Below are 19,554 nucleotides of genomic sequence, written 5' to 3'. Positions count from 1 at the left end.
TCAGGGCGCGCCGTTCTAGACTTGGACATGGCATCGAGGATCCGCAAGGGTAGCCTACCAAGACGCCGCATCGGTCGACCCGGACCCGCACCGGGCCGATGCGAGCCCACAGAAGGGAAGTGACTGACATGAACCCAAACGAAACCCGCAGGGGTTTGAATCTGACCAGCCCGGCTCTCATTGAAGGCCGGACCATCCGCCGGACCTGCACCGCCGACGGCGCTAATATTTCGCCGGAGCTGAGCTGGGGCAAGGGCCCGGCCGGCACCCGAAGCTTCGCCATCATCTTTCGCGACGTCGACGCGCCCGGCGGTACGTTTACCCACTGGCTCATCTACAACATCCCCGGCACCGCGTCCGGCGTGCCCGAGGGCGTTCCCCGGCAGGAGAGACTGGACGACGGCTCGGTCCAGGGCACGAATGACTTTGGAACAGTTGGCTACAGCGGTCCCCATCCGCCGCCCGCCCGGCCGCACGACTACCACTTCGAACTCTACGCGCTCGACGCCCTGCTGCCGGTTGAGGCCGGCGTCAAGGCGGCCCGGCTGATGGACATGATGAAAGGTCACGTCCTCGCCACCGCCCGGCTCATGGGGACCTACCGGCGATAACGCCGACATCCGCACCGCATGCCGCAGCGCAGACCTTGACGTTCCGGGTCACGGCTGACGCCGGCTGAGTTCAGTCCGAGACTCTCAGTGGGACAGCTGTACGCTCGGGTCGCCGGGTGCTCGGTTTGGTATGCTCCATGCTCTAGTCGCCGGGCCCACTTCGTCAGCTGTCCTGCTCCGGGCCATCCTGACGAAGATCTTCTTGACAGTTGTTATTTTCCTGCTCCGATAACTGACGCCGGTCGCATCGTGGCCTCGCTGCCGATGTACTGTAAGACATGGCCCCATAGCCGCTTGTGTCCCGTTCCGGTCCTGTGAGTTCGTGAGCTTCGTTTCACCGCTCTCCTAGATCCCGCAACGATCCCAAGCACAACAAGTTCGGAGGTTCTATAATGGGTACGCGCGTTTTCATAGGGAATCTTCCCTTCAGCGCAACCGAAGACCAGCTCCGCCAGCTCTTCTCGACGCATGGCGAAGTGTCGTCAGTCAGCATAGTCAAAGACAAGTTCACGGACCGTTCCCGGGGATTTGCATTCGTGGAGATGAGCAACGCCGACGCGGCCACCGCCGCGATTGCGGCCCTGACCAACCACTCGCTAGACAACCGTCCGCTTACCGTCAACGTTGCGCGCGAGCGCACCGAGGGCGGCGCACGGGGTGGTTACGGCGGGCGTTCGCAAGACCGCTCCAGCGGCTACGGTACCGGCACGCGCTGGTAATAACTGCCGGATTTTACTCAGACGGGCGGGGCGATCCGCCCGTCTCGCTTAGCCCGGACGAGAGCCAACGATGCATGAGATAGCGCGGGTTTCACACGCTCACTGAGTCGAGCCGAGTCGCGAGTTTGTCCATGTCCGTCTGCGGCATGCCGAGTTTGAGGCACGCGGCTGAGAACTCTGTCCTGCCTAGCTTGTCCCGCAGTTGGGCGAGACGGCGTAACACCTCGGCCTGTTCCCGTGTCGCCTGGATTTCGTCGAAGACCTTGAGGGCATCCAGCAGGTACTTAAGCGCAGTATCAAGCTCGCCCTTGTCCTGATAAATGAGCCCGATATTGGCCAGGACGCTCGTCGCGGCATGGCGCAGGCCGGCTTCTTGCAGTATCTTCCAGGCGTCCCGAGAGTACTCGAGCGCCCGGTCGAGTTCGCCCTTCGTCTGATAGATGGTCCCGAGGTTGCACATGGCCTTGGCCGCGCTGGTCCGGTCGCCGATTGCCTGAGTAATCCGCAGCACGTCCGTGAAATAGACGCGCGCCGCGTCGAGTTCGCCCCGGGCGTGGTGAATCAGGCCGATGTTGCCCAGCATGTTCGCCTCGCCCGGGCGAAACGATATCTCCCGAAACAGCTTCAGAGCGTCTTCGTAGTACTTCAGCGCGGCGTCGGCGTCCCCCCGAGCCTGATGGATAAGGCCGATGTTACCGAGTTGGCTGGCTGCGCCCTGGCGATAGCCAAGTTCCTGATGGATCTTCAATGCTTCCTGAAACGAGGTCAGCGCCGCATCGAGGTCGCCCCGACCCCGATAGATGAGTCCGATATTTCCCAGGTCTTGGGCCGTGCCATGGCGGTTCCCGGTTTCCCGGGCAATCAACAGGGCGTCCTGGTGGTACTTCAACGCCGTATCAAGCTCGCCCTTGAGTTGATGGATGGTCCCGAGGTTACCCAGCGCATTCCCCTCGCCGGCCCGGTCATTACACAGACGCGCCAGGTCGAGCGACCGCAGGTAGCTGGATCGGGCCTCGTCGTTCCGCCCGGATGAGTAGTAGCAGTTGCCGATAAGGTTGCAGAGCGCGACTATCTGGCTGCCTTCGGCGTGCGCAATGGCCTTCTGGAACTCCTCGATTGCCGCATCCCATTTGTGCTCGGCCATCAGCTTCCGGCCCGCATCGAACGGATCCTTGATTTCCGGATTCGAGGACTTCGGCAGGTCACCCAAATAGACTTGCAGCGCGGATACTACCCGCTGGGTTGTGCCCTCGACCAGTTGCTGTTCCTGCTGCCGGCTGAGCTCGGCCCGGCGGGGCAGAATCCAGGCGAAAATGGTCACCAGAGTTCCGATGACGCCGGCGGCCCCGAATATGAGCGTCAGAAGCAGGGCCTGGTTCATGTCAGGCTGGTCCTTCGCCATCCGTCATCGGGGACGCTTCTTGGAGTGACGCCCGAGGGCGAGCGACCGGATAATGACATGTCTTCCATCCCAGGTGAACCGCAGGCCGATGTCAAACCGGGGACGTGTCCTGCATCACCTACCGGTCTTGACTCCGACGTGCTTCTTCGCGAATACGATTATCCTGAAGCCTGCATTGCCGGAGGGATTGCTGTTCAGGTTCACACGGAGCACGTCGGCATCCGTACCATCCACCGGCCCGAGCTTCTTGTAGATAGACACCGGTACGGACCCTTTGGCGCAGGACTGCAGGCCGCTATCGTTGGGCGCGATGCGGTTGTCGGTAAGAGAATCGACTTTCCAGACCTCGTTTGTCATCCACTCGTCGTCTTCCCAGGCGGCCGCAAACGATGATACCTCGAGGGTCCATGATGCCGACCCAGCGCCGCTAATCAGGCCTACCCAAAGCTCGGTACCTTGGGGCATTTGCACATCGGCGGATCCGCCGGGCTCTATGTTGTCTTCTTGCGGTGTGCCATCCGGGTGGTTGGGGGGCCAGCAGTAGCAGTCAACACCGGTGACTTGTTCCTCTCCGGGAATCGTGATGCCGGAACCAATCTTCTGCATATCCTCGGCACAGAAGCCTCGGGTCGCGGCGACAAGCAACAGCGCAGCCACCAGCAGCCCCGCGCAACGGGGCGCTGCGCATTTCCGACGTGGGATTTCGTACATGTTACTCCTTCTGTGATTCGGGCGTCCTCTTCGGTAAGCCCGCACAACTCATGTGCAAGCGGCTTCGACAACCCGGAGAGGCGGCCGCGGGCGGTATTCTAGGATTCCCGTGCGGGCGTGTCAAAGAATGGACGTGCGTCAGGTTTCGTCTGTTGCGTCACCGGGCAACGTCGGCTGCCTTCATCGCCTCGACCGAAACCGCCATCGGCCTACGGCTCACGGCAAGCCGCTGCGGCGTGTTTCTGAGCCCGTATCCTTCCAGGGCCGCAAGCTGTAAGCTGTCAGCCGTTAGCCCTCCCCGCCGCGCCTTGGCAACGCTCGGAAGTGCGGGTCTTCGAAGGCCGGGCTTGCCGTGTTCAGGTGAGCGACTGTCGCAAGTGCCCTTTGCGTAGTCTGGTGTTCATCCCGGAAGTCGCGTTCACGAACGGTAATGATTGTCGATTACCGGTGGGCGATAACAAGCTGGCCCTTTGGCAGGCGATCAATCACCGACACTACCCCAGTAGATGCGTAAGCCGCACACGGCGTCACAACTGAGGTACTGGTCGGTCCCGAGGTTGAATCTCGGGTCGGCTTCAAGATAGAGCCCGAGCGCCGGATTGCCTGGGAACATGTAGATGATTCCCAGCGGCATCCTGAGGCCCGACCGGACCGTCGGGTTTCCCGGGTCCCCGGAGAGCCTTGCCTGGGCGCCCAGCCCCATGTAAGCCGCCATCGCGCCTTCCTCATGGCGGTTGGAAGTGAGGTTGTGGCCGGTGAAGATCAGGTCGCCCTGGATCTGGGTCGACGTGTCCTGCCACCACGAATACCCCACGCCGCCGACCAGCGCAATCCCTTTGCTGGGGAAGACCTGGGCGGTCAGCCCCATTGGCTCGCCCAGCATCGGTCCGACACCGAAGACCATCGCACTTGCTGTGCCCCAGCCCATAGCCGCAAGAACCAGCAGCATCGCTATCACACGTTGCATGAGGCGTCCTTTCCGAACCGACATTTGCCGCCACGGATTTTCGAAACCGCGACATCGGATTCCGTGCCTGCCGCCAAACAGCACTCTGCGTCCATCCATCGTTCCTTGCTGCGTCCGGCGATCTCGGACCGCTGGGGGTTTGGCAGGGATAATCGCCGTATTACTCTGTCTATCATCTCTCTTCGCCTTCGACGATTCTGATTTCCTCTTCCGTTATTCCGTACAACTCATACTCCAGTGCTTCAAGGATGACCATCGGCTTACGTCTCACGGCTCCTGCGAGTTTCATGCACCGCATCCGACCGAGGCCGTAAGCTGTTACTGACCTCCGCATAAACAATGCAACTCTCTGACCCCTCCTTCTACTCCCTCCCCTTTGAGGGGGAGGGAATGGTGAGGGTGACGCGGGCGGCCCATTACTTAGGCGAACCTCAGTGGCCGAAAGCTGCTGGCTGTCATCATCGTCTCGACCAGTCGCGTTGGTTGGCGGACTCGTACAACGTTGACCTCTGAGGTCACTGTCGGACAGCGCATCGTTTGCCGGCGCTGCCCTCTGTCCTCCCTGGAACGAACAACGATATACGAACCAACGATGAACGACTCCCCGCCGCGCCGACATCGCTCACAAATAGGGTGACCGTCACTCGTTCTTCCCTTCATTCTTCCCCAGTGCATTGCCGCCCTTCCATTATCGCGTTGCGGGAGTCTCGGAAAGTGAGTACCTGGACTTCCGGTTCGCGAACCGGACAAAAGCGATCGTATCGTATGCGCCGTGGCACACCATGACCGTATAGAGGTTGTGCCGGCTTACGACAAACAGCAGACCAAAAAGAACTGAAAGCTGAATAATGACCAGCGCGGCGCGCGGGCCCTGATAGAGATGGATGATCCCGGCACCGAGTGCCGCTGCGGCCACGCCGATTGCCGCGGCAGCCGCGCTGCCCAGCAACGGAAGCAGCAACGCCTGGACCGCGCTGAGGACTATGCCGCGGAAGACGAGTTCCTCCAGGACCGCGCCTAGTATCCAGGCGACGACTATGCCCGCGACGAGCTTGAGACGCGATTCGCGGATCACCCTGAACGACCGCAGGTTCGGCTGGTCTCTGAACCACCGGGTTGCCAGCCGGTCAGCCACCGGGCTCCACGCGACCATCAGCCCAAGCCACGCCAGCGTGAGTCCGAGCGTCGGCAACCAGGGCCATCTCAGCGCCAGACCGAGCTCGGCCGGTGCTACCTTGTGGGTGGCAACCGCGATGAGCGTACATACCCCGATAGCGGCCAGCCCGCTTATCAGCACGACGTTCGAGCGACGGAACCAGAGGAAAACCGTGGCCAGCCACACTGCTGTTGCGAGAAGGGCAATGCCCCCAAAGGTTGTCAATCCGCCACCGACTTTCGATGAAGCGATGCAGGATAGCGTCCGCGCACCCTTGGAATCACCATCTCCGTCAGGCGAAGATCCGGAATCGCCAAACTGAAATGAGTCCGCCTTGCCGCCGGCATCATCCGCTTGCAGTCCGCCTCCGCCAATCTGCAATCTAGAATCATCAATCTGAAATGAGTTGGTCGGGTGACTGACGATCTGCTCTCGGTCCTACGGCTCATGGCCTACCGCTCCGATTCCAACGATGGACGATGGGCGCACTGTCGGGGCTGCCGGAGCCAACGACCCTCGCCGTGTCAATAATCATTCACCATGCCCCGGAATTCCTGTCATCAGACATCCGGCTTTCGTCGCAGCGCCTTCCGCTTCCGCGACTCGACCCTCTTGATGTTCTCGGCCGCAGGCAGGTTCTCGGGCATGGTTCCGCCAAGGTCGCGAATGGTCTGGCGGACCTTCGCTCCGACCTCTTTGTGCGTGCGACAGGCCGCGTCTTTGCCTGAGATGCGGTCGCGTCTGAGCTTCTCCTCGGTTTGCGTAGCACGGAACAGATTCGCCGCCAATTCGGTGCTGCCCATATGGTCGAGAATGTCCTTGCCTTTGCCCAGCTTCTTCCTGTCGCGGATGTCTTGGGCCGTGAGCCCGCCGTAGAGGCCCTGATAACCGTGATTCTGGAATATGGCGTAGTCCAGCGACGTGACTACTCCGGCTCTCTTCGCAACTCCAGCCAGCTTCACGTTGTGCAGCTTCATCTCGTCTCGTAGCAGCAGCCTGCGCTCTTCCTCGCCGGAGAGTTCGGCCATCTCCTGCCGCCGGGTCTGGATGGCGAAATAGGTCTGACCTAGCGCCACGATGTCCTTGGCCGGGTCGGCGTTCTGGACTATCAGGTAGCAGGCGTAGCGAGACAGGAGTACCGTCTTAATCGCACGCTGAGCCCCACTCCCGATGTCGACCATCTTGCTGACATCGGCAAAATGGTCCTCAATCCGGTGCCCGCTGTTGAAGCACGCCAGCTTGGCCTTGGCGACCACCGCCTCAAAGTTGCGGTACTGGGTGTAGTCCAAGACCTCAGCCAGGTCACGACTTTCCCAATACTCGTTCCCGCCTGCGTTCGTCCGGCGAATCCGCTCAAACGGCGACTCATGCCCGCCATTCGACCTTATCACATTGCCACTCACAGACTACCTCCTAAACGATGTACGAAGGAACGATGAACGAGGAATTCCGCCGGCATCGAATCGGGTGACTGCCGGTCCGCTATCGGCTTACGGCTCACAGCCTGCCGCTCCGGTCCCAACGATGGACGATGGACGCGCTGTTGGACAGGGCCGCGGAGGCCAAGCAACGATGCGCTGTCAGACAGGGGCGGCCGAAGCCAACGACCCTCGCCGTGTCAATAATCATTTGCAGTACCCGGAATTCCCCCCCATGGCCCTCTCTAGCACTATGGCAATTCCTGTGTGAGACACAACAGCGCCTGAGCCTCGTACTTGTCCTTGAGGACGCCTCCAACTGCGAGTACGCGTCGGAGGTGCTCCCGGCGCATGAGAATGTCACAGATTTCTGTTAGGCGACGCTGGATCATGTCCGCACGATTCCCACGGGCCAGCGCGATTGCGCTGATTTCGTCTCCCTCCAGTCGCAGGAGCCGGCACGCCAGCTTCCCTGCCACAAGCGGCATCTCAACCATGTCCTTGAACATCTCCGCGACTTGGTGCCGGTTTTCGCCTCCGAGGTCTAGCAGACGCATCGCAGCGTCTAGTCTCCCGGGGAGCTTCGACCGCTCCAGTGATGTCAACAACGCCTCAAACCACTCAGGCATAGGCTGTCGGGGTTTGGGCGTTGGGGTCCTTCGGTATCCGTCTAGGTAGTGATAGTAATCGTCGAATTGAGTGGTGCGGTTCAACAGAATGTGTAGCTCGCGCTTGGCAGTAGGCTCGAAGTACAGTCCTTCCTGCAGATACATACCAAAGAAGTCGAGTTCATCGGCTGCCGTCACGCGATTCTCGCGAACTGTCCGAATCCTCTGACGGATGTAGTGTGGAAGCTGAGATGGATGCTCGACCATGTCGGCCATTACCATCAAGTCGAACAAGCAAACTACCCACGGTATGCCGCCGTGCTGGAACAAGCCTGCCTCACGACCTCCGCCCACGAGTTCCCCCAGTTCTGGCAGCGGCTCAAGCGTGAGTGAAACGAGGAACACATCTCTCATGGCGGATTTCTCTACCTCGACGCGGGCAGGATTGGTTCCTCGGTCGGCTAGGAATACAGGTCGATCACTAGACTCGACGTAGGACAATGCCCGGCGGGCCTGCTCGTGCGCATCGCCAACGAGCCTCTTGATGTCAGTAGCAAGCCTTCTGCCGTGGCCAGAACGTCCCCTGTCGGAGAAAACACCGCCTTTGGCTTCAACGAGGAAAAGCGCCGTGTCATAGATGCCTACAGCATCAATCTCGGCAGCTTCGGTACCAGTTGCGCTCGTCGGGTACTGGAGGTTGAGACCGAATGCCGCGTCCGGCATGGACCTCTTCATCAGTCCAACCGACTTCCGAAGGAGATAGCGGTGCCTATGCTGTTCATATCTATGCCAAGTGTTGTCGGGCGCGGCCTTCAAAGTTTCTTCGAGAGCCGGGCGGAGTGCCCAATCCAACAGACGTGGCGCGACCGACATGTACCGGTCTTCGTGGAACATGAGTGGACGTGATCTGAGCGGATGAATCGGCTCAGGCATGACGAAGTCCGCAGGTATACTGCCAAACTCGACGCGGAAGCCTCTCAGGAACGCGTCCGTTCTCTCAGTTGGGAGGCCAGTCAGGCCCGCAAGCTCAGGTGCCGTGAATGACCACGTGTCACCGAATTCAGAGAAGAGGTATCCAATAGAGAGCATCTTGGTGCGCTTCCTGATTTTCCGATCCGGGCACAGAGCCAATTCGCGCATGAGACGAGCGTCGGAATCGGTCATGTCGGAAGTGCATTCACCTCTTCTGAATGCTTTGACTAGTCTCATCAGTTGGGCCTGATGATTTCTCGCATCGTCGCGTCTGGCATGCAGCTTGCGTCTCATGAGGTCAACGATGCCACCGGCAAGACGAAGTGCGTCGTCAGACGTGAATCCAGCCCGGTCAAGGAGGACGCGATCAAAGTCCGTGAAAAGCCCCCGAATAACCTCATGCAAGTGACTTGGGTAGGCCATTCCTCTGACCGTCACCTCACGGTTCCTCGCGGATAGCTGCAACATGCTGTAAGCCCCGGGGCGCCTCGACGGGCTGGAAGAAGCCATTTCAATCACCGCAGACAGGTGTCCTAGCCTGAAGATCTTCGCGACGAGTTCCTGAATACGGTCACTATCTTCAGGGTCTACCCACCTCCTCTGACTGAGGATGAACGGTCGTTTCAGACACAGCAGGGCGACGTACTCCGCATAGGTCTGTAAACCGACCTGTGTGAACTCCTTGTCCTTTTCGGGATTGAAGTACATGTTGGTGAAGCTGACAGTTGCGAGTATGTCGAAGGAGTTGTAGATGCACAGGATTCTTTCGATTTCACTCGCTAACAGCGCCACCTTCTCAACGGCGAGAGCTGCGTGCATGGGGCCAACTGGCTCCAAAGTCGTGCCTGCCTCAGCAGAGCCAGGCTTCATCTGCCGCGCGCTGTCGGCGAACCTGTCACTCCTCCCATCAGCATCTACTCTCCCAGCCGCAAGCTCACGCATCTCACGTGCGAGCGCGCGAAGCTCCGCTTCAGCAGCATGGATCGGATCCTCCACTCTCTCCCTGGATGTGGCTTTCTTCACACTCTCTCAACCCGCATGCTCACGGGCAGTTCTGCACGAAGCACTCTCCACTACGCCGACGTCTCTATCAGTCAGTCCATACAGCTCGTACACCAGCGCGTCGACGGCTTTGTCGGTTGTATCAATCTGGCGCTTGAGGGATTCCTGCCCGTGCGGGGTCTTGGCTTTGGGCAACTGCTTGCACAGAGCCCGCCCTGAGCCTGCCGAAGGGTCGAGCATCCGGTCCACCAGTTCGATCATCTTGTCATGCCGCGCCGCAGGCATTGACCGTTCGCCGGGGCCGCCGTATGCTTGCTTACTTCTCAATGCCGAAAGAAGCAGAAAACAGGAGTCTATGGTATGTCACCTGAGCAGCGCGAGAGCATTCTCAAACGGTGGGATCTGACCGAGCAGGAACTCACGGACATCGTCCGTCAGAATCCCAGCATGCGGGGCCTCATGCTCGGGTATGTCGCGGAGTACAAGCTGCGAAAGATGCACTTCTCAGATCCCGTGTTCACGAACGTCCACAAGGCCGACGACCACGATAGAAGCCGGAAAGGCGACCTGACCGTGACGTACAAAGGGCACGAGTTCCGGATCGAGTGCAAGTCTTTGCAGACGAACAGCGTCAAGAAGACCGAGACCGGATACGAAGGCAGATATCAATGTGATGCAAGCGACCGGCGGACCATCAAGCTGCGTCGTGGTCGTAGCGTGGAGACCACTTGCCTCCGTGTGGGAGAGTTCGATATCATCGCCGTGAACCTCTTCGCCTTCGAGGAGAAGTGGCGGTTCGCCTTCGCGTTGAACTCCGATCTGCCACGAAGCAACTATCAGAAGTATCCCCCCGCGGTTCGTCGTCAGCTTCTCGCAACGCTAATGCCTGTGACTCTGCCGTTGGAGCCTCCGTATGTCGAAAGTCCAATTCCCCTTCTCGAACGTCTGTCAGGTCGTTCATGATTCTGACCGAGTTGAGCTTCGACTTCGGCGCCCCAAGTCGGAACACAAGGAAATAGGAGTGGTTCTTCCTGGCGTGTAGCTGCTTCACCACGCGCGTCACGCCAGGTCTGTTCCGCCTGACCATCACGAAGATGTCCTTGGCGTAATAGCCAAGTCGCATGAGGTTCATGATGATCTCAACATGCGTCATGCGTTGCACCCCGGCACTGACTTCGTCTTGGCACTTGACGATCAACGCCCCGCTTGGCTTCAGGACTCGCTTCGCCTCTGCGGCAGCCCGTACATAGAGCTCAAGTACGGCGTCATGCCACTTGTTGTTCAGGTCCGCCGGGCGGTCTCCATTCGAGTAGTGGTCGCGGAATGACGAGTGCGTTCCGTTACCGGCAAATGACTCATCGCTTCTGTATAGCCCCTCCATGTATGGCGGGTCCAGAACAACGCAGTCAATCGTTCCTTTGGCATAAGGTAGTCTGCGGCAATCGACACCGGTTTTGAGGTCTGATGGCAGGAGTTCGTACTCATCGGGAGGGATGTCTCTCCAGAACACGCCCTTGCCGTAAGTGACGTCGGCCACCTTCGACCCGCGAGGCACGTGCAGACGCAAGACCTGTGGGAAGACTTCTGCATTGTCACCGGCGTAGGCGGAGAACACAAGGTCGGTCGTCGCCCTACCAGTTGGCGACTTACGGCGTACTTTCACGCGACCAGTATACATAATTCTAACGCACGCGCAAGTGTTTTCTTGTCGGGCGCCCCGGCTTCCTTCTGTTCGCTGTATAGGCCCTGAGGTCAGCTTCACGAATGAGGTGGTCGCGGCCGTGCTTCTCCGACTTCAGTGTGCCCGCCAGAATCAACTGCCTCACTCTGGCAGGCGTCACGCCGAGGAGGGCGGCTGCGGATTCGGTGGTGTGGAGTCTAGCCATGCACTACGGAGACTGACTCCCTTCGCCCTCGCCGGACAGGACGGACATGGAGCCTGGAGACGTCGGCCGACGTACTGCCTTCAGGCGGTTTGTCGATGGTGTTCTTGATTATGCAACTGACGATATGCTGCGGCGCGTAGTAGACGCCGCCGGCTTTCCTGACCTCAGGCTTTTCCTCTACCTTTGCCTGATGTCCGGCTGTGAGTCGTATGACCTTACCTAGGAACTGCTCGTAGACCTGGCCGAGGATGTCTGAAGAAAGGATCGAGGAGTGAGGAGAGAGGTCGGAGGCCTGCGAGGACCAACCGCTCACGGTTTGCGGCTACGACGGCGGGCGGGCTTCGTCGGCGGCTTGTCGCTGACGACGGACGGTTCTTCCAGCACTTCCGCCGGAGTCTTGCGCCCGCGTTCGGTCCGGTCGAAGTCGGCGTCGAGACTGACCAAAGTCATGTTGTGCTTCTCGGCTGCAACGTACTGGTAAGCGTCGTCGAAGTCGAGCTTGAATCGTTCCGTTACCGCCACTATGCGTTCGATGTCTTCCGGACCGAGACGCACAAGCACTACCGTCTGGTCGCTGATTGTGTCGCGCACGAACTTCAGCAGCAGGTCTTTCTTCGCGAGACGAAGGAGAGAGATGCCAATGCTGTGGAGTGCGAAGTCAGTCAGGCAGTACTGCGCGGGCGGAATCTGGTCCAGGAAGCGCCCGACTTCCTCTGACCGCTCCTGGTCAAGCAGCCGCTCCAGCCATACGTTCGTGTCAACAAGGAACACAGTCAGTCGCCCCGCCACTCGATGGACTTCTTCTGAAGCTCAAGCGATGTGTACTTGTCGCGAAACTCGCGCAGTCCTCCGGCCCAATCCTGCCGCAGCTTCCGGCGCGGGCGAGGAGCCCGATTCTCCCGGAGGAACCGCGCGAAGTCCCTGACCTCTGTCTGCAGCTCCTCAGGCAGCTCCTTCGTTGATTCGATTACTTCATCAAGCATCTTCACGTTTCACCTCGTGTTTGCTTGGTCAATATACCCCTTCTCGCCGCCGGGTCAAGAGTGCGGGCGTCTCCGGCGATGTTCACGGCCGGCTTCTTGGCCTCGGCGAAGAAGACGCGGCGGCCGCCGATGCGGAAGGTGTAGTCCGGGGCCTTGGTCGCGCCCGCGACCCTTCGACTTCGCTCAGGGCAGGCGTTGATTGACTCTTCGTGGATGACGGGCTGGAAGCAGGAGGGATTAGGGGCTGGGGGTTCGGGACTAGGGTCCGAGTCCCAAGTCCCTAGTCCCCGGTCCCTAGCCCCAATCTGATAGTCCGGGGACAGAAAGACCTTGCGGTCTCTTTCAAACCGCTCGACAAGGTCAGCCACCAGTGCGGGAGGTGAAGCTCCCGTGGAGGCTCTAGGATATTGTCCGGCGAAGCGAAGTCAAGCCGACACGGAAGTATGGCAGGGAATGAACGAAGGAGCTGAGGAGAGGCTTGGGCAGAGAGTCTGCCGACGAGCTTGGGAGAGAGTCTGCCCGAGAACCTGCCAATGAGTCCGGCAGAGAATCTGCCGATGAGCTTGGGAGGGAGTCTGTCCGAGAGTCCGGCGAAGAGCGAGTGAGAGAACCTGCCAATGAGCTTGGGAGGGACTCTGCCGGAGAGCAGGGCAGAGACTTGGGCAGAGAACAGGGCAATGAGCTTGGGAGAGTCCTTGCCGGAGAGTCTGGTAAAGAGCTCGGGAGAGAGTCTGGTAGAGAGCTTGCCAGAGAGCCTGCCAAAGAGTTGGGCAGAGTCTCTGCCCCGCGCAGGGGTACATTCGGCCGCTTGCTGGCTAACTGTCTACGATCTGGTCACTTGAGCTGTCTTTTGGCCCGGCTGTTCAGTATACAAAGTCGTATAATCCGCCGGTCGGCCGAGTAGGGCGAGCACAGGTTTCTGCTGCAGCGTAGCTCTGTCTACATGTAGTGGTCCTACCGTCCCTGACCACAATTCTGCCGCCCACCCCATGGAGGAGGGACTGCCCCCTGGGCTGCTTTCAGACGAGGTCTGGAACGGGGTTTGAACCGAGCTTCTGACTGAGCTTTGAAACGCGCTTTGCGTCGAGTTTTGAACCAAGCTTTGGAGTAAGGTCTTGCGCGAGCTTGTTAGCGAGCTTTGAACCGAGCTTTGCGAGGAGCTTCTGAACGAGCAATGCGCTAAGCGATGAAACGAGGTTTGAAGTCAGCTTTCGACTGCGCTTTCGGAGGAGCTTCCGAAGGAACTTTCCGACGAGCTTTCCGATGAGCTTTTCAACGAGCTTTGGGGAGAGAAATCGAGGGGTCGAGTGGCGGAGAGCGGGCAGCGGTATGCGGTTCTACAGGACCCGGGCTGTGAGATCGTGCGTGGAGGAACTGGTGACGAGAGCCTGAACGAAACTGCCGGGGCGAACCTTGCGACCGGAGAGTCTGACCACTCCGTCGATCTCGGGCGCGTCCCACTCGGTCCGGCCGACAGCGACCTGGCGTCGGTGGTAGTTCTTTGCTGGCGGAAAATCGGGGACAGTCCCACCGAGCGCCTGCGTCTGACTCGGCGCGGTACAGTCCCCATTTTCCGCGTCGGGTGAGTCAACCAGCACCGTGAGCTTGCGGCCGACGAGCTGCTTGAGATTGGCGCGGGAGATGGCGGCCTGCGCCAGCATGAGGCGTCGCACGCGTTCTTTCTTCACGGCGGGGGAGACTTGACCGGAGAGGCGGGTGGCCTTCGTGCCGGGTTCGGGCGAGTATGCGTAGCAGGAGAGACGGTCGAACCGGGCGGCGCGTACAAAGGCAAGTAGTTCGTTGAAGCCCGCTTCGGTCTCGCCGGGCAGGCCGACGATGATTGTTGTCCTGATGTGAATGTCCGGAATGGCCCGCAGTGATTCGAGCAGTAGTTCAACGTCTTCCCGTGTGTATCTGCGGTTCATCTTCGCCAGCAAGTGGTCGGCAACGTGCTGGATGGGCAGGTCGATGTAGCGGCAGAGCTTTGGGTTCGAGGCGAACTCATCAATCACATCTTCGGTCAGGTGCGCGGGATGGGTGTACATCAGCCGGAGCCAGCGGATGCCGTCCAGCTTGCCGAGCTCGGCGAGGAGTTGCGCAAGCAAAGACCCTCCGCCGAGGTCCGTACCGTAGAGGGTCGTGTCCTGTGCGACCAGGATCAGTTCTTTCACTCCAGCGCGGGCGAGGTCGCGGGCTTCCGCAACGATGTCGCGCATCGGGCGAGAGTGGAATGGGCCACGGATGTCGGGAATCATGCAGTATGAGCAGCGATTGTCACAACCGTCGGCGATTTTGAGATAGGCGAAGTGCGAAGGAGTTGAGAGGACGCGAGGAGAGGATGAAGGATGAGGGATGAAGGATAAGCCGGGAGGACGAGTGCAGATTGCAGAGCGTCCGGGGCGAGAGGCGAAAGGCGGTCGGCGAATAGCGATTGGCGATCGGCGATTGGCAAGGAGTTGAGGAATTCGACTCATGTCGCTCAGCGGGACCCAGAGGTCGACAGCCGGAAACTTGTGCTTCAGGCTCTTGCCGTAGCGCTCGACGATACAGCCGGCGACAACAATCCTCTTGCCTGGGCTTTCTTGCTTGTGCTTGAGCGCCTCCCGGATGGCGGCTTCGGATTCGCGGACCGCGGATTGGAGAAAGGCGCAGGTGGTGATGACGATGAGGTCGGCAGCGTGCGGGTCAGTTGTGAGGCTGTATCCGGCCTCGGTCAGCGAGCCGAGTACGTGCTCGGAGTCAACCTGGTTCTTGGGACAGCCGAGGAAGACGAGGCAGGCATGCCGATTTTGGATTTTGGATTTTGGATTGTCGATTGCAGTCAAGGCGTCCGGCTCATGGCGGATTCGGCTACACTGGGAACTGCAAACTGGTCACTGGACACTCGCGTCGGAGACCTGCATCATCTTGCCGGTCGCCTCGGCCGCGAGAACGCCGGCTTCGTCAAGGAGGCGCGCTTCGGCGTAGATGAGCCTGCCCTTTTCGCCGGTCACGCGGCCGAAGCCCCTGAGCGGGCTGCCGGTCTTGACCGGCTTGCGGTAGCGGACCGTCATCTCGGCGGTCACGCAATTACGACCGGTGTTGGTGCAGGCCCAGGCAAGCAGTTCGTCGAGAATCGTCGCGACGATGCCGCCGTGCGCGATTCCCTGCCAGCCGGCGAAGTGCTCGGGCAGTACGCAGTCAACTTCGACCCCGGATGTTGTCTTTCTGACATTCAGCCTGAGGCCCTGCGGGTTTTCTTTCCCGCAGGCGAAGCACCGGCCGGAATCCTTCAGCATGAGGAGCCGAACCAGTCAGAATTCAGAACGCAGAATCGCCCGAGTTTCTGACTTCTGCATTGTTCGGCCACAGCGCCGGTCCGTCTACTCCTTGACGATGGTCACGCCCTTGGGCGGCGTGAACTTGAACATCGTGGCGTCCAGCTCGGTGTTCCATTGCTGGTCGGAGAAGCTGAAGTGGAACTTCTGGCCCGTGCCGTCGGTGAAGGAGAAGCCGGTGATGAGCGTACCGTCATCGCTCAGTTCAAGCACGAGGTCCTGCATCGCCGACATCTCATCTTCGACGAGGGCCTTCACGACGTACTTCCCGGTGCTATCCTTGGCGACTTCGACGCTGACAGTGGAATCGAGGACAGGCTGGAGGAAGGCGAGCACCGGAGCGAAGCCTCCGCCCGAACGCTTCATGACCTGCTTCAATTTGGGGATGTATATCCACAGGGTCGTGCCGTCCGAGACGAAGAGTTGCTGAGTACCTTCGGTGACCTCAATGCGGTATCGGTCGGGGACAGAAATCGCGAATCGGCCGTTGAACTCCAGGCAGGACCCCTGGTTTCCCGAGCAGATGGTCTCTTTGAAATAGCCGGAAAGCGTCTTCAGGTCAAGGTAGCTGGAGCGGACGTTATCCCACATCGGGTTGCTGCCCGCAACCGCAAGACAGGTGCAGAAACCAAGAAGCAGTACGATTCGTCGCATGTTTGAGGATATTTGACGCAGGCCGGAAGTCAAACGAAGCGGCGAAAGATGTCGACCCCCCCGTCGCGAATCAGCGTGTCATTCACAAGTTCGGTGGGAATCGACTCCACATCGGTGCCCGGTGGTCGGTAGTTGAGGGTTGTCTGCCGGGCATTCTTGACGCTCAGGGTTTTTGGGCTATATTTCACTGCCCACGCCGCCAGACCCGGGCGTGGATACGCCGACATAGCTCAGTTGGCAGAGCAGTGGTTTTGTAAACCACAGGTCGGGGGTTCGAATCCCTCTGTCGGCTGACTATTGCCAAGATTGCGGACGGGTACCCGAGTGGTCAAAGGGGGCAGACTGTAAATCTGCTGGCTTTACGCCTACGGAGGTTCAAATCCTTCCCCGTCCATTCCCGACCGAGCCGGTTCTTGCTGCACCGGCCCGGCGGGAGTCCGCACCCCAGTCGGCTGCGGAGATCGACAATCGTTCGGACCGTCTGCGCCGCCATTCAGTGCGGGCGTGGTGTAGTGGTAGCACAACAGCCTTCCAAGCTGTTTGCGTGGGTTCGACTCCCATCGCCCGCTGTACCGGACAGGCGTCAAGACTGACCACGGTTGTCGACACGGCCGTAGTGCCGTGGTAATGCTAGTTAGTACAACAGTTTAGGCCCGGAGAAACACGCACTCGCCGGGCCGGGAAACTGAGCGCCAGGACGGCTAATTGGCCGTCAGGCGTCGTTTGCATTTAGTTATTGACAGGGCGAGGGTTATCAATATAATACCCTGCACCGGTCACGCCCATGTAGCTCAGTCGGTAGAGCACTTCCTTGGTAAGGAAGAGGTCGCCGGTTCAATTCCGGCCGTGGGCTCATTTTGCCCAGCCTCGAATTGGCTGTCGCTAATTGAGAACCAGCAGATAAGTCCGTAAGGAGGAAATGGCCAGATGGCGAAGGAAAAATTTTCGCGAACCAAGCCGCATGTCAACGTCGGCACCATTGGTCACGTTGACCACGGGAAGACGACGTTGACCGCGGCAATCACCAAGGTCCTTGAGAAGAAGGGCCTGGCGAAGTACAAGAGCTACGACGATATCGCAAAGGCTTCTGAGTCGCAGGGCCGGCGCGATGAGACCAAGATTCTCACCATCGCCGTCGCACACGTCGAGTACGAGTCGGACAAGCGGCACTACGCGCACATCGACTGCCCGGGCCACGCCGACTACATCAAGAACATGATCACCGGCGCGGCGCAGATGGACGGCGCCATCCTCGTGGTCTCGGCCGCGGACGGCCCGATGCCCCAGACGACCGAGCACGTGCTGCTGGCGACGCAGGTGAACGTTCCGGCGATGGTCGTTTACCTGAACAAGGTCGACCTGGTCGACGACCCGGACCTGATTGACCTGGTCGAACTCGAGATTCGCGACATCCTGACCAAGTACGGTTTCCCCGGCGACAAGACGCCCATTATCCGTGGCAGCGCGCTCAAGGCTATCTCCGCCGATTCCGGTCCGGATTTTGACTCGATCCTCAAGCTGGTCGAAGCGCTGGACACGTTCATTCCCGAACCGGTTCGCGTCACCGACAAGCCGTTCCTGATGCCGATTGAGGACATTTTCTCGATCACCGGGCGCGGCACGGTCGTGACCGGTCGTGTCGACCGGGGCATGTTGAAGGCAGGCGAGGAAGTCGATATCATCGGTTTCGGCAAGCACGACAAGGTCGTGGTGACGAGCGTCGAGATGTTCCGCAAGATCCTCGAGGACGCCCGGGCCGGCGACAACGTCGGGCTGCTGCTGCGCGGCGTGGCCAAGGAAGACGTCGAGCGCGGAATGGTCATTGCCAAGCCGGGTTCGATCAAGCCGCACAAGAAGTTCAAGGGCGAGGTGTACATTCTGACGAAGGAAGAGGGCGGACGTCACACTCCGTTCTTCCCGGGTTACCGGCCGCAGTTCTACATCCGGACCACCGACGTCACCGGCAGTTGCACGCTGCCTGCGGGCGTCGAGATGGTGATGCCGGGTGACCACGTCACGATGGACATCGAGCTCATCAGCGAAGTGGCGCTGGAGCAGAACTCCAAGTTCGCCATCCGCGAGGGTGGTCGTACCGTCGGCGCCGGCACAGTGATTCAGATCGTCGAGTAGTCGGGCGAAATGCGGACCTTCCTTACGCTGGCGTGCTCCGAGTGCAAGAACCGGAACTATCACACGACGAAGAACAAGAAGAAGACTGAGCGCTTCGAAGCGAAGAAGTTCTGTTCTTCGTGCCGGAAGCATACGTTGCACAAGGAGGTTAAATAGGCCAGTAGCTCTAACGGCAGAGCGGCGGACTCCAAATCCGTAGGTTGGGGGTTCAAATCCCTCCTGGCCTGTAACTGCAGATGAAGGATCTTTACAAGCAGATAAAGAACTACTTGGCCGATGTGGTGGCCGAGATGAAGAAGGTGTCGTGGGTGCGGGGCAAGGAGCTCTGGACCACGACGCTGGTAGTGCTTCTGTTCTCGGCCGTGATGTCGCTATTCATCGGAGTCTTCGACTTCATCTTCTCCCACCTGCTGGGCGCTATCCTCAAGTAGGCTCAGGACGCATGAAGTTCTACGTCGTCCATACCTATACCGGCCGCGAGAAGCGGGTGAAAGAGTTGCTGGAGAAGGCGATTGAACGGCTCAATCAGCCTGGGCTGTTCGGCCGTGTGATAATGCCGGCCGAAAAGGTGGCGCGGGTGCGCAAGTCGAAGATCGTCGCCGAGGAGCGGCGGCTGTATCCGGGCTACATCGTAGTCGAGATGGAGTTGAACGAGCAGTCGCTGACGATGATTACCTCTCTGCCCGGGGTTACCCATCTGCTGGGGACGAAGATCGAGCCGATGGCGTTGTCCGAGGACGAGGTGACAGCCATGCTCGATCAGATCGAGCGGGGGCGCGACCAGGCCGAGCCCGAGGCTCCGTTTGAGAAGGGCGAGAATGTCAAGGTGGCCAAAGGACCGTTCGCCGGATTCACGGGAACGGTGGATGAACTATTCGCCGAACGCCGACGGGTGAAGGTCATCGTCACGATTTTCGGTCGGCCCACACCCATTGATCTGGACTTCCTTGACGTCCAGCCAATATAGGGATTTACGATTTGAGATTGACGATTTCCGATTACCGGACGTTCCGCAATT

General features: G+C 59.7%; 22 protein-coding genes, 5 tRNA genes and 2 pseudogenes. 12 read left to right on the top strand and 17 right to left on the bottom strand.

All coding sequences use genetic code 11. The features are described from left to right. Positions 1 to 128: 128 nt before the first annotated feature. Both VMH22_02010 and VMH22_02005 read left to right on the top strand, forming a co-directional pair. Entirely contained in the window at positions 129 to 611 is a 483-nt protein-coding gene (locus VMH22_02010) for a YbhB/YbcL family Raf kinase inhibitor-like protein (protein HTW90465.1), read from the top strand. A 392-nt stretch (positions 612 to 1,003) separates the two neighbouring features. Beyond that, on the top strand, positions 1,004 to 1,330 hold the full coding sequence (locus VMH22_02005; protein HTW90464.1) for an RNA-binding protein: 327 nt from the start codon (positions 1,004 to 1,006) through the stop codon (positions 1,328 to 1,330). A 91-nt stretch (positions 1,331 to 1,421) separates the two neighbouring features. Here VMH22_02005 and VMH22_02000 read toward each other — a convergent pair whose 3' ends face one another. The 7 genes from VMH22_02000 to VMH22_01970 form a co-directional block, all read right to left on the bottom strand. Continuing rightward, the gene (locus VMH22_02000; protein HTW90463.1) at positions 1,422 to 2,732 is read right to left on the bottom strand and encodes a tetratricopeptide repeat protein; all 1,311 of its coding nucleotides are present in this window, start codon (positions 2,730 to 2,732) and stop codon (positions 1,422 to 1,424) included. A 114-nt stretch (positions 2,733 to 2,846) separates the two neighbouring features. Beyond that, positions 2,847 to 3,443, bottom strand: coding sequence for a hypothetical protein (locus VMH22_01995; GenBank protein ID HTW90462.1), 597 nt, complete (start codon positions 3,441 to 3,443; stop codon positions 2,847 to 2,849). A 481-nt stretch (positions 3,444 to 3,924) separates the two neighbouring features. Next, positions 3,925 to 4,410 (bottom strand): hypothetical protein, encoded by a 486-nt coding sequence (locus tag VMH22_01990; GenBank protein HTW90461.1) that lies wholly within the window; start codon positions 4,408 to 4,410, stop codon positions 3,925 to 3,927. Positions 4,411 to 5,098: 688 nt separating this feature from the next. After that, complete coding sequence (locus VMH22_01985; protein HTW90460.1) at positions 5,099 to 5,752, bottom strand: CPBP family intramembrane glutamic endopeptidase; 654 nt, start codon at positions 5,750 to 5,752, stop codon at positions 5,099 to 5,101. A 374-nt stretch (positions 5,753 to 6,126) separates the two neighbouring features. Continuing rightward, positions 6,127 to 6,969, bottom strand: a complete 843-nt coding sequence (gene dinD / locus VMH22_01980) for a DNA damage-inducible protein D (protein ID HTW90459.1) — start codon at positions 6,967 to 6,969, stop codon at positions 6,127 to 6,129. Positions 6,970 to 7,235: 266 nt separating this feature from the next. Next, the gene (locus VMH22_01975; GenBank protein ID HTW90458.1) at positions 7,236 to 9,587 is read right to left on the bottom strand and encodes a hypothetical protein; all 2,352 of its coding nucleotides are present in this window, start codon (positions 9,585 to 9,587) and stop codon (positions 7,236 to 7,238) included. 6 nt (positions 9,588 to 9,593) lie between these two features. Next, positions 9,594 to 9,893: a hypothetical protein gene (locus VMH22_01970; protein ID HTW90457.1), complete on the bottom strand. Its 300-nt coding sequence runs from the start codon at positions 9,891 to 9,893 to the stop codon at positions 9,594 to 9,596. 33 nt (positions 9,894 to 9,926) lie between these two features. Here VMH22_01970 and VMH22_01965 point away from each other — a divergent pair, with 33 nt between their 5' ends. Then, a complete protein-coding gene (locus VMH22_01965; GenBank protein ID HTW90456.1) occupies positions 9,927 to 10,529 on the top strand; it encodes a restriction endonuclease in 603 nt (200 codons plus the stop codon). Positions 10,530 to 10,578: 49 nt separating this feature from the next. Here VMH22_01965 and VMH22_01960 read toward each other — a convergent pair. The 10 genes and pseudogenes from VMH22_01960 to lolA form a co-directional block, all read right to left on the bottom strand. Next, a pseudogene (locus VMH22_01960) lies at positions 10,579 to 10,947 on the bottom strand (site-specific DNA-methyltransferase). A 301-nt stretch (positions 10,948 to 11,248) separates the two neighbouring features. Next, positions 11,249 to 11,452, bottom strand: coding sequence for a helix-turn-helix domain-containing protein (locus tag VMH22_01955; protein HTW90455.1), 204 nt, complete (start codon positions 11,450 to 11,452; stop codon positions 11,249 to 11,251). Between the two features lie 94 nt (positions 11,453 to 11,546). Further along, a pseudogene (locus VMH22_01950) lies at positions 11,547 to 11,732 on the bottom strand (hypothetical protein). A 29-nt stretch (positions 11,733 to 11,761) separates the two neighbouring features. Then, entirely contained in the window at positions 11,762 to 12,241 is a 480-nt protein-coding gene (locus tag VMH22_01945) for a PIN domain-containing protein (GenBank protein ID HTW90454.1), read from the bottom strand. After that, positions 12,226 to 12,435 (bottom strand): DUF2281 domain-containing protein, encoded by a 210-nt coding sequence (locus tag VMH22_01940; GenBank protein ID HTW90453.1) that lies wholly within the window; start codon positions 12,433 to 12,435, stop codon positions 12,226 to 12,228. The genes VMH22_01945 and VMH22_01940 overlap by 16 nt, the downstream gene beginning before the upstream one ends. A gap of 2 nt (positions 12,436 to 12,437) precedes the next feature. After that, on the bottom strand, positions 12,438 to 12,803 hold the full coding sequence (locus VMH22_01935; GenBank protein ID HTW90452.1) for a hypothetical protein: 366 nt from the start codon (positions 12,801 to 12,803) through the stop codon (positions 12,438 to 12,440). 651 nt (positions 12,804 to 13,454) lie between these two features. After that, positions 13,455 to 13,610, bottom strand: coding sequence for a hypothetical protein (locus tag VMH22_01930; GenBank protein ID HTW90451.1), 156 nt, complete (start codon positions 13,608 to 13,610; stop codon positions 13,455 to 13,457). 162 nt (positions 13,611 to 13,772) lie between these two features. Then, positions 13,773 to 15,260: a 30S ribosomal protein S12 methylthiotransferase RimO gene (rimO, locus tag VMH22_01925; GenBank protein ID HTW90450.1), complete on the bottom strand. Its 1,488-nt coding sequence runs from the start codon at positions 15,258 to 15,260 to the stop codon at positions 13,773 to 13,775. A 48-nt stretch (positions 15,261 to 15,308) separates the two neighbouring features. After that, entirely contained in the window at positions 15,309 to 15,713 is a 405-nt protein-coding gene (locus VMH22_01920) for a PaaI family thioesterase (protein HTW90449.1), read from the bottom strand. Between the two features lie 84 nt (positions 15,714 to 15,797). Beyond that, positions 15,798 to 16,406 carry an outer membrane lipoprotein chaperone LolA gene (gene lolA / locus VMH22_01915; protein HTW90448.1) on the bottom strand — a complete coding sequence of 203 codons (609 nt, stop codon included), beginning with the start codon at positions 16,404 to 16,406 and terminating at the stop codon, positions 15,798 to 15,800. Positions 16,407 to 16,625: 219 nt separating this feature from the next. Between lolA and VMH22_01910 the strand changes: the two genes are divergently transcribed. From VMH22_01910 to nusG, 9 genes are all read left to right on the top strand, one after another. Continuing rightward, positions 16,626 to 16,698 (top strand) — tRNA-Thr (locus VMH22_01910). Between the two features lie 18 nt (positions 16,699 to 16,716). Next, positions 16,717 to 16,800, top strand: a tRNA-Tyr gene (locus tag VMH22_01905). A 104-nt stretch (positions 16,801 to 16,904) separates the two neighbouring features. Next, a tRNA-Gly gene (locus VMH22_01900) sits at positions 16,905 to 16,975 on the top strand. Positions 16,976 to 17,186: 211 nt separating this feature from the next. Next, positions 17,187 to 17,259, top strand: a tRNA-Thr gene (locus VMH22_01895). Between the two features lie 74 nt (positions 17,260 to 17,333). After that, positions 17,334 to 18,536: an elongation factor Tu gene (gene tuf / locus VMH22_01890; GenBank protein HTW90447.1), complete on the top strand. Its 1,203-nt coding sequence runs from the start codon at positions 17,334 to 17,336 to the stop codon at positions 18,534 to 18,536. Positions 18,537 to 18,545: 9 nt separating this feature from the next. Next, positions 18,546 to 18,692 carry a 50S ribosomal protein L33 gene (rpmG, locus tag VMH22_01885; GenBank protein HTW90446.1) on the top strand — a complete coding sequence of 49 codons (147 nt, stop codon included), beginning with the start codon at positions 18,546 to 18,548 and terminating at the stop codon, positions 18,690 to 18,692. Next, positions 18,691 to 18,763, top strand: a tRNA-Trp gene (locus VMH22_01880). Before rpmG ends, VMH22_01880 begins: the two co-directional genes overlap by 2 nt. Positions 18,764 to 18,772: 9 nt before the next feature. Continuing rightward, complete coding sequence (gene secE, locus VMH22_01875; GenBank protein ID HTW90445.1) at positions 18,773 to 18,967, top strand: preprotein translocase subunit SecE; 195 nt, start codon at positions 18,773 to 18,775, stop codon at positions 18,965 to 18,967. An 11-nt stretch (positions 18,968 to 18,978) separates the two neighbouring features. Beyond that, positions 18,979 to 19,503 (top strand): transcription termination/antitermination protein NusG, encoded by a 525-nt coding sequence (nusG, locus tag VMH22_01870; GenBank protein ID HTW90444.1) that lies wholly within the window; start codon positions 18,979 to 18,981, stop codon positions 19,501 to 19,503. The last annotated feature ends 51 nt before the right edge of the window (positions 19,504 to 19,554 follow it).

The sequence above is a fragment of the bacterium genome (assembly GCA_035505375.1).
In the GTDB taxonomy this organism is placed as follows: Bacteria; Hydrothermota; Tepidihabitantia; order Tepidihabitantales; family Tepidihabitantaceae; genus UBA2258.
The sequence above is the reverse complement of the archived record's forward strand: the minus strand, read 5'-3'. Positions and strand labels throughout refer to the sequence as shown.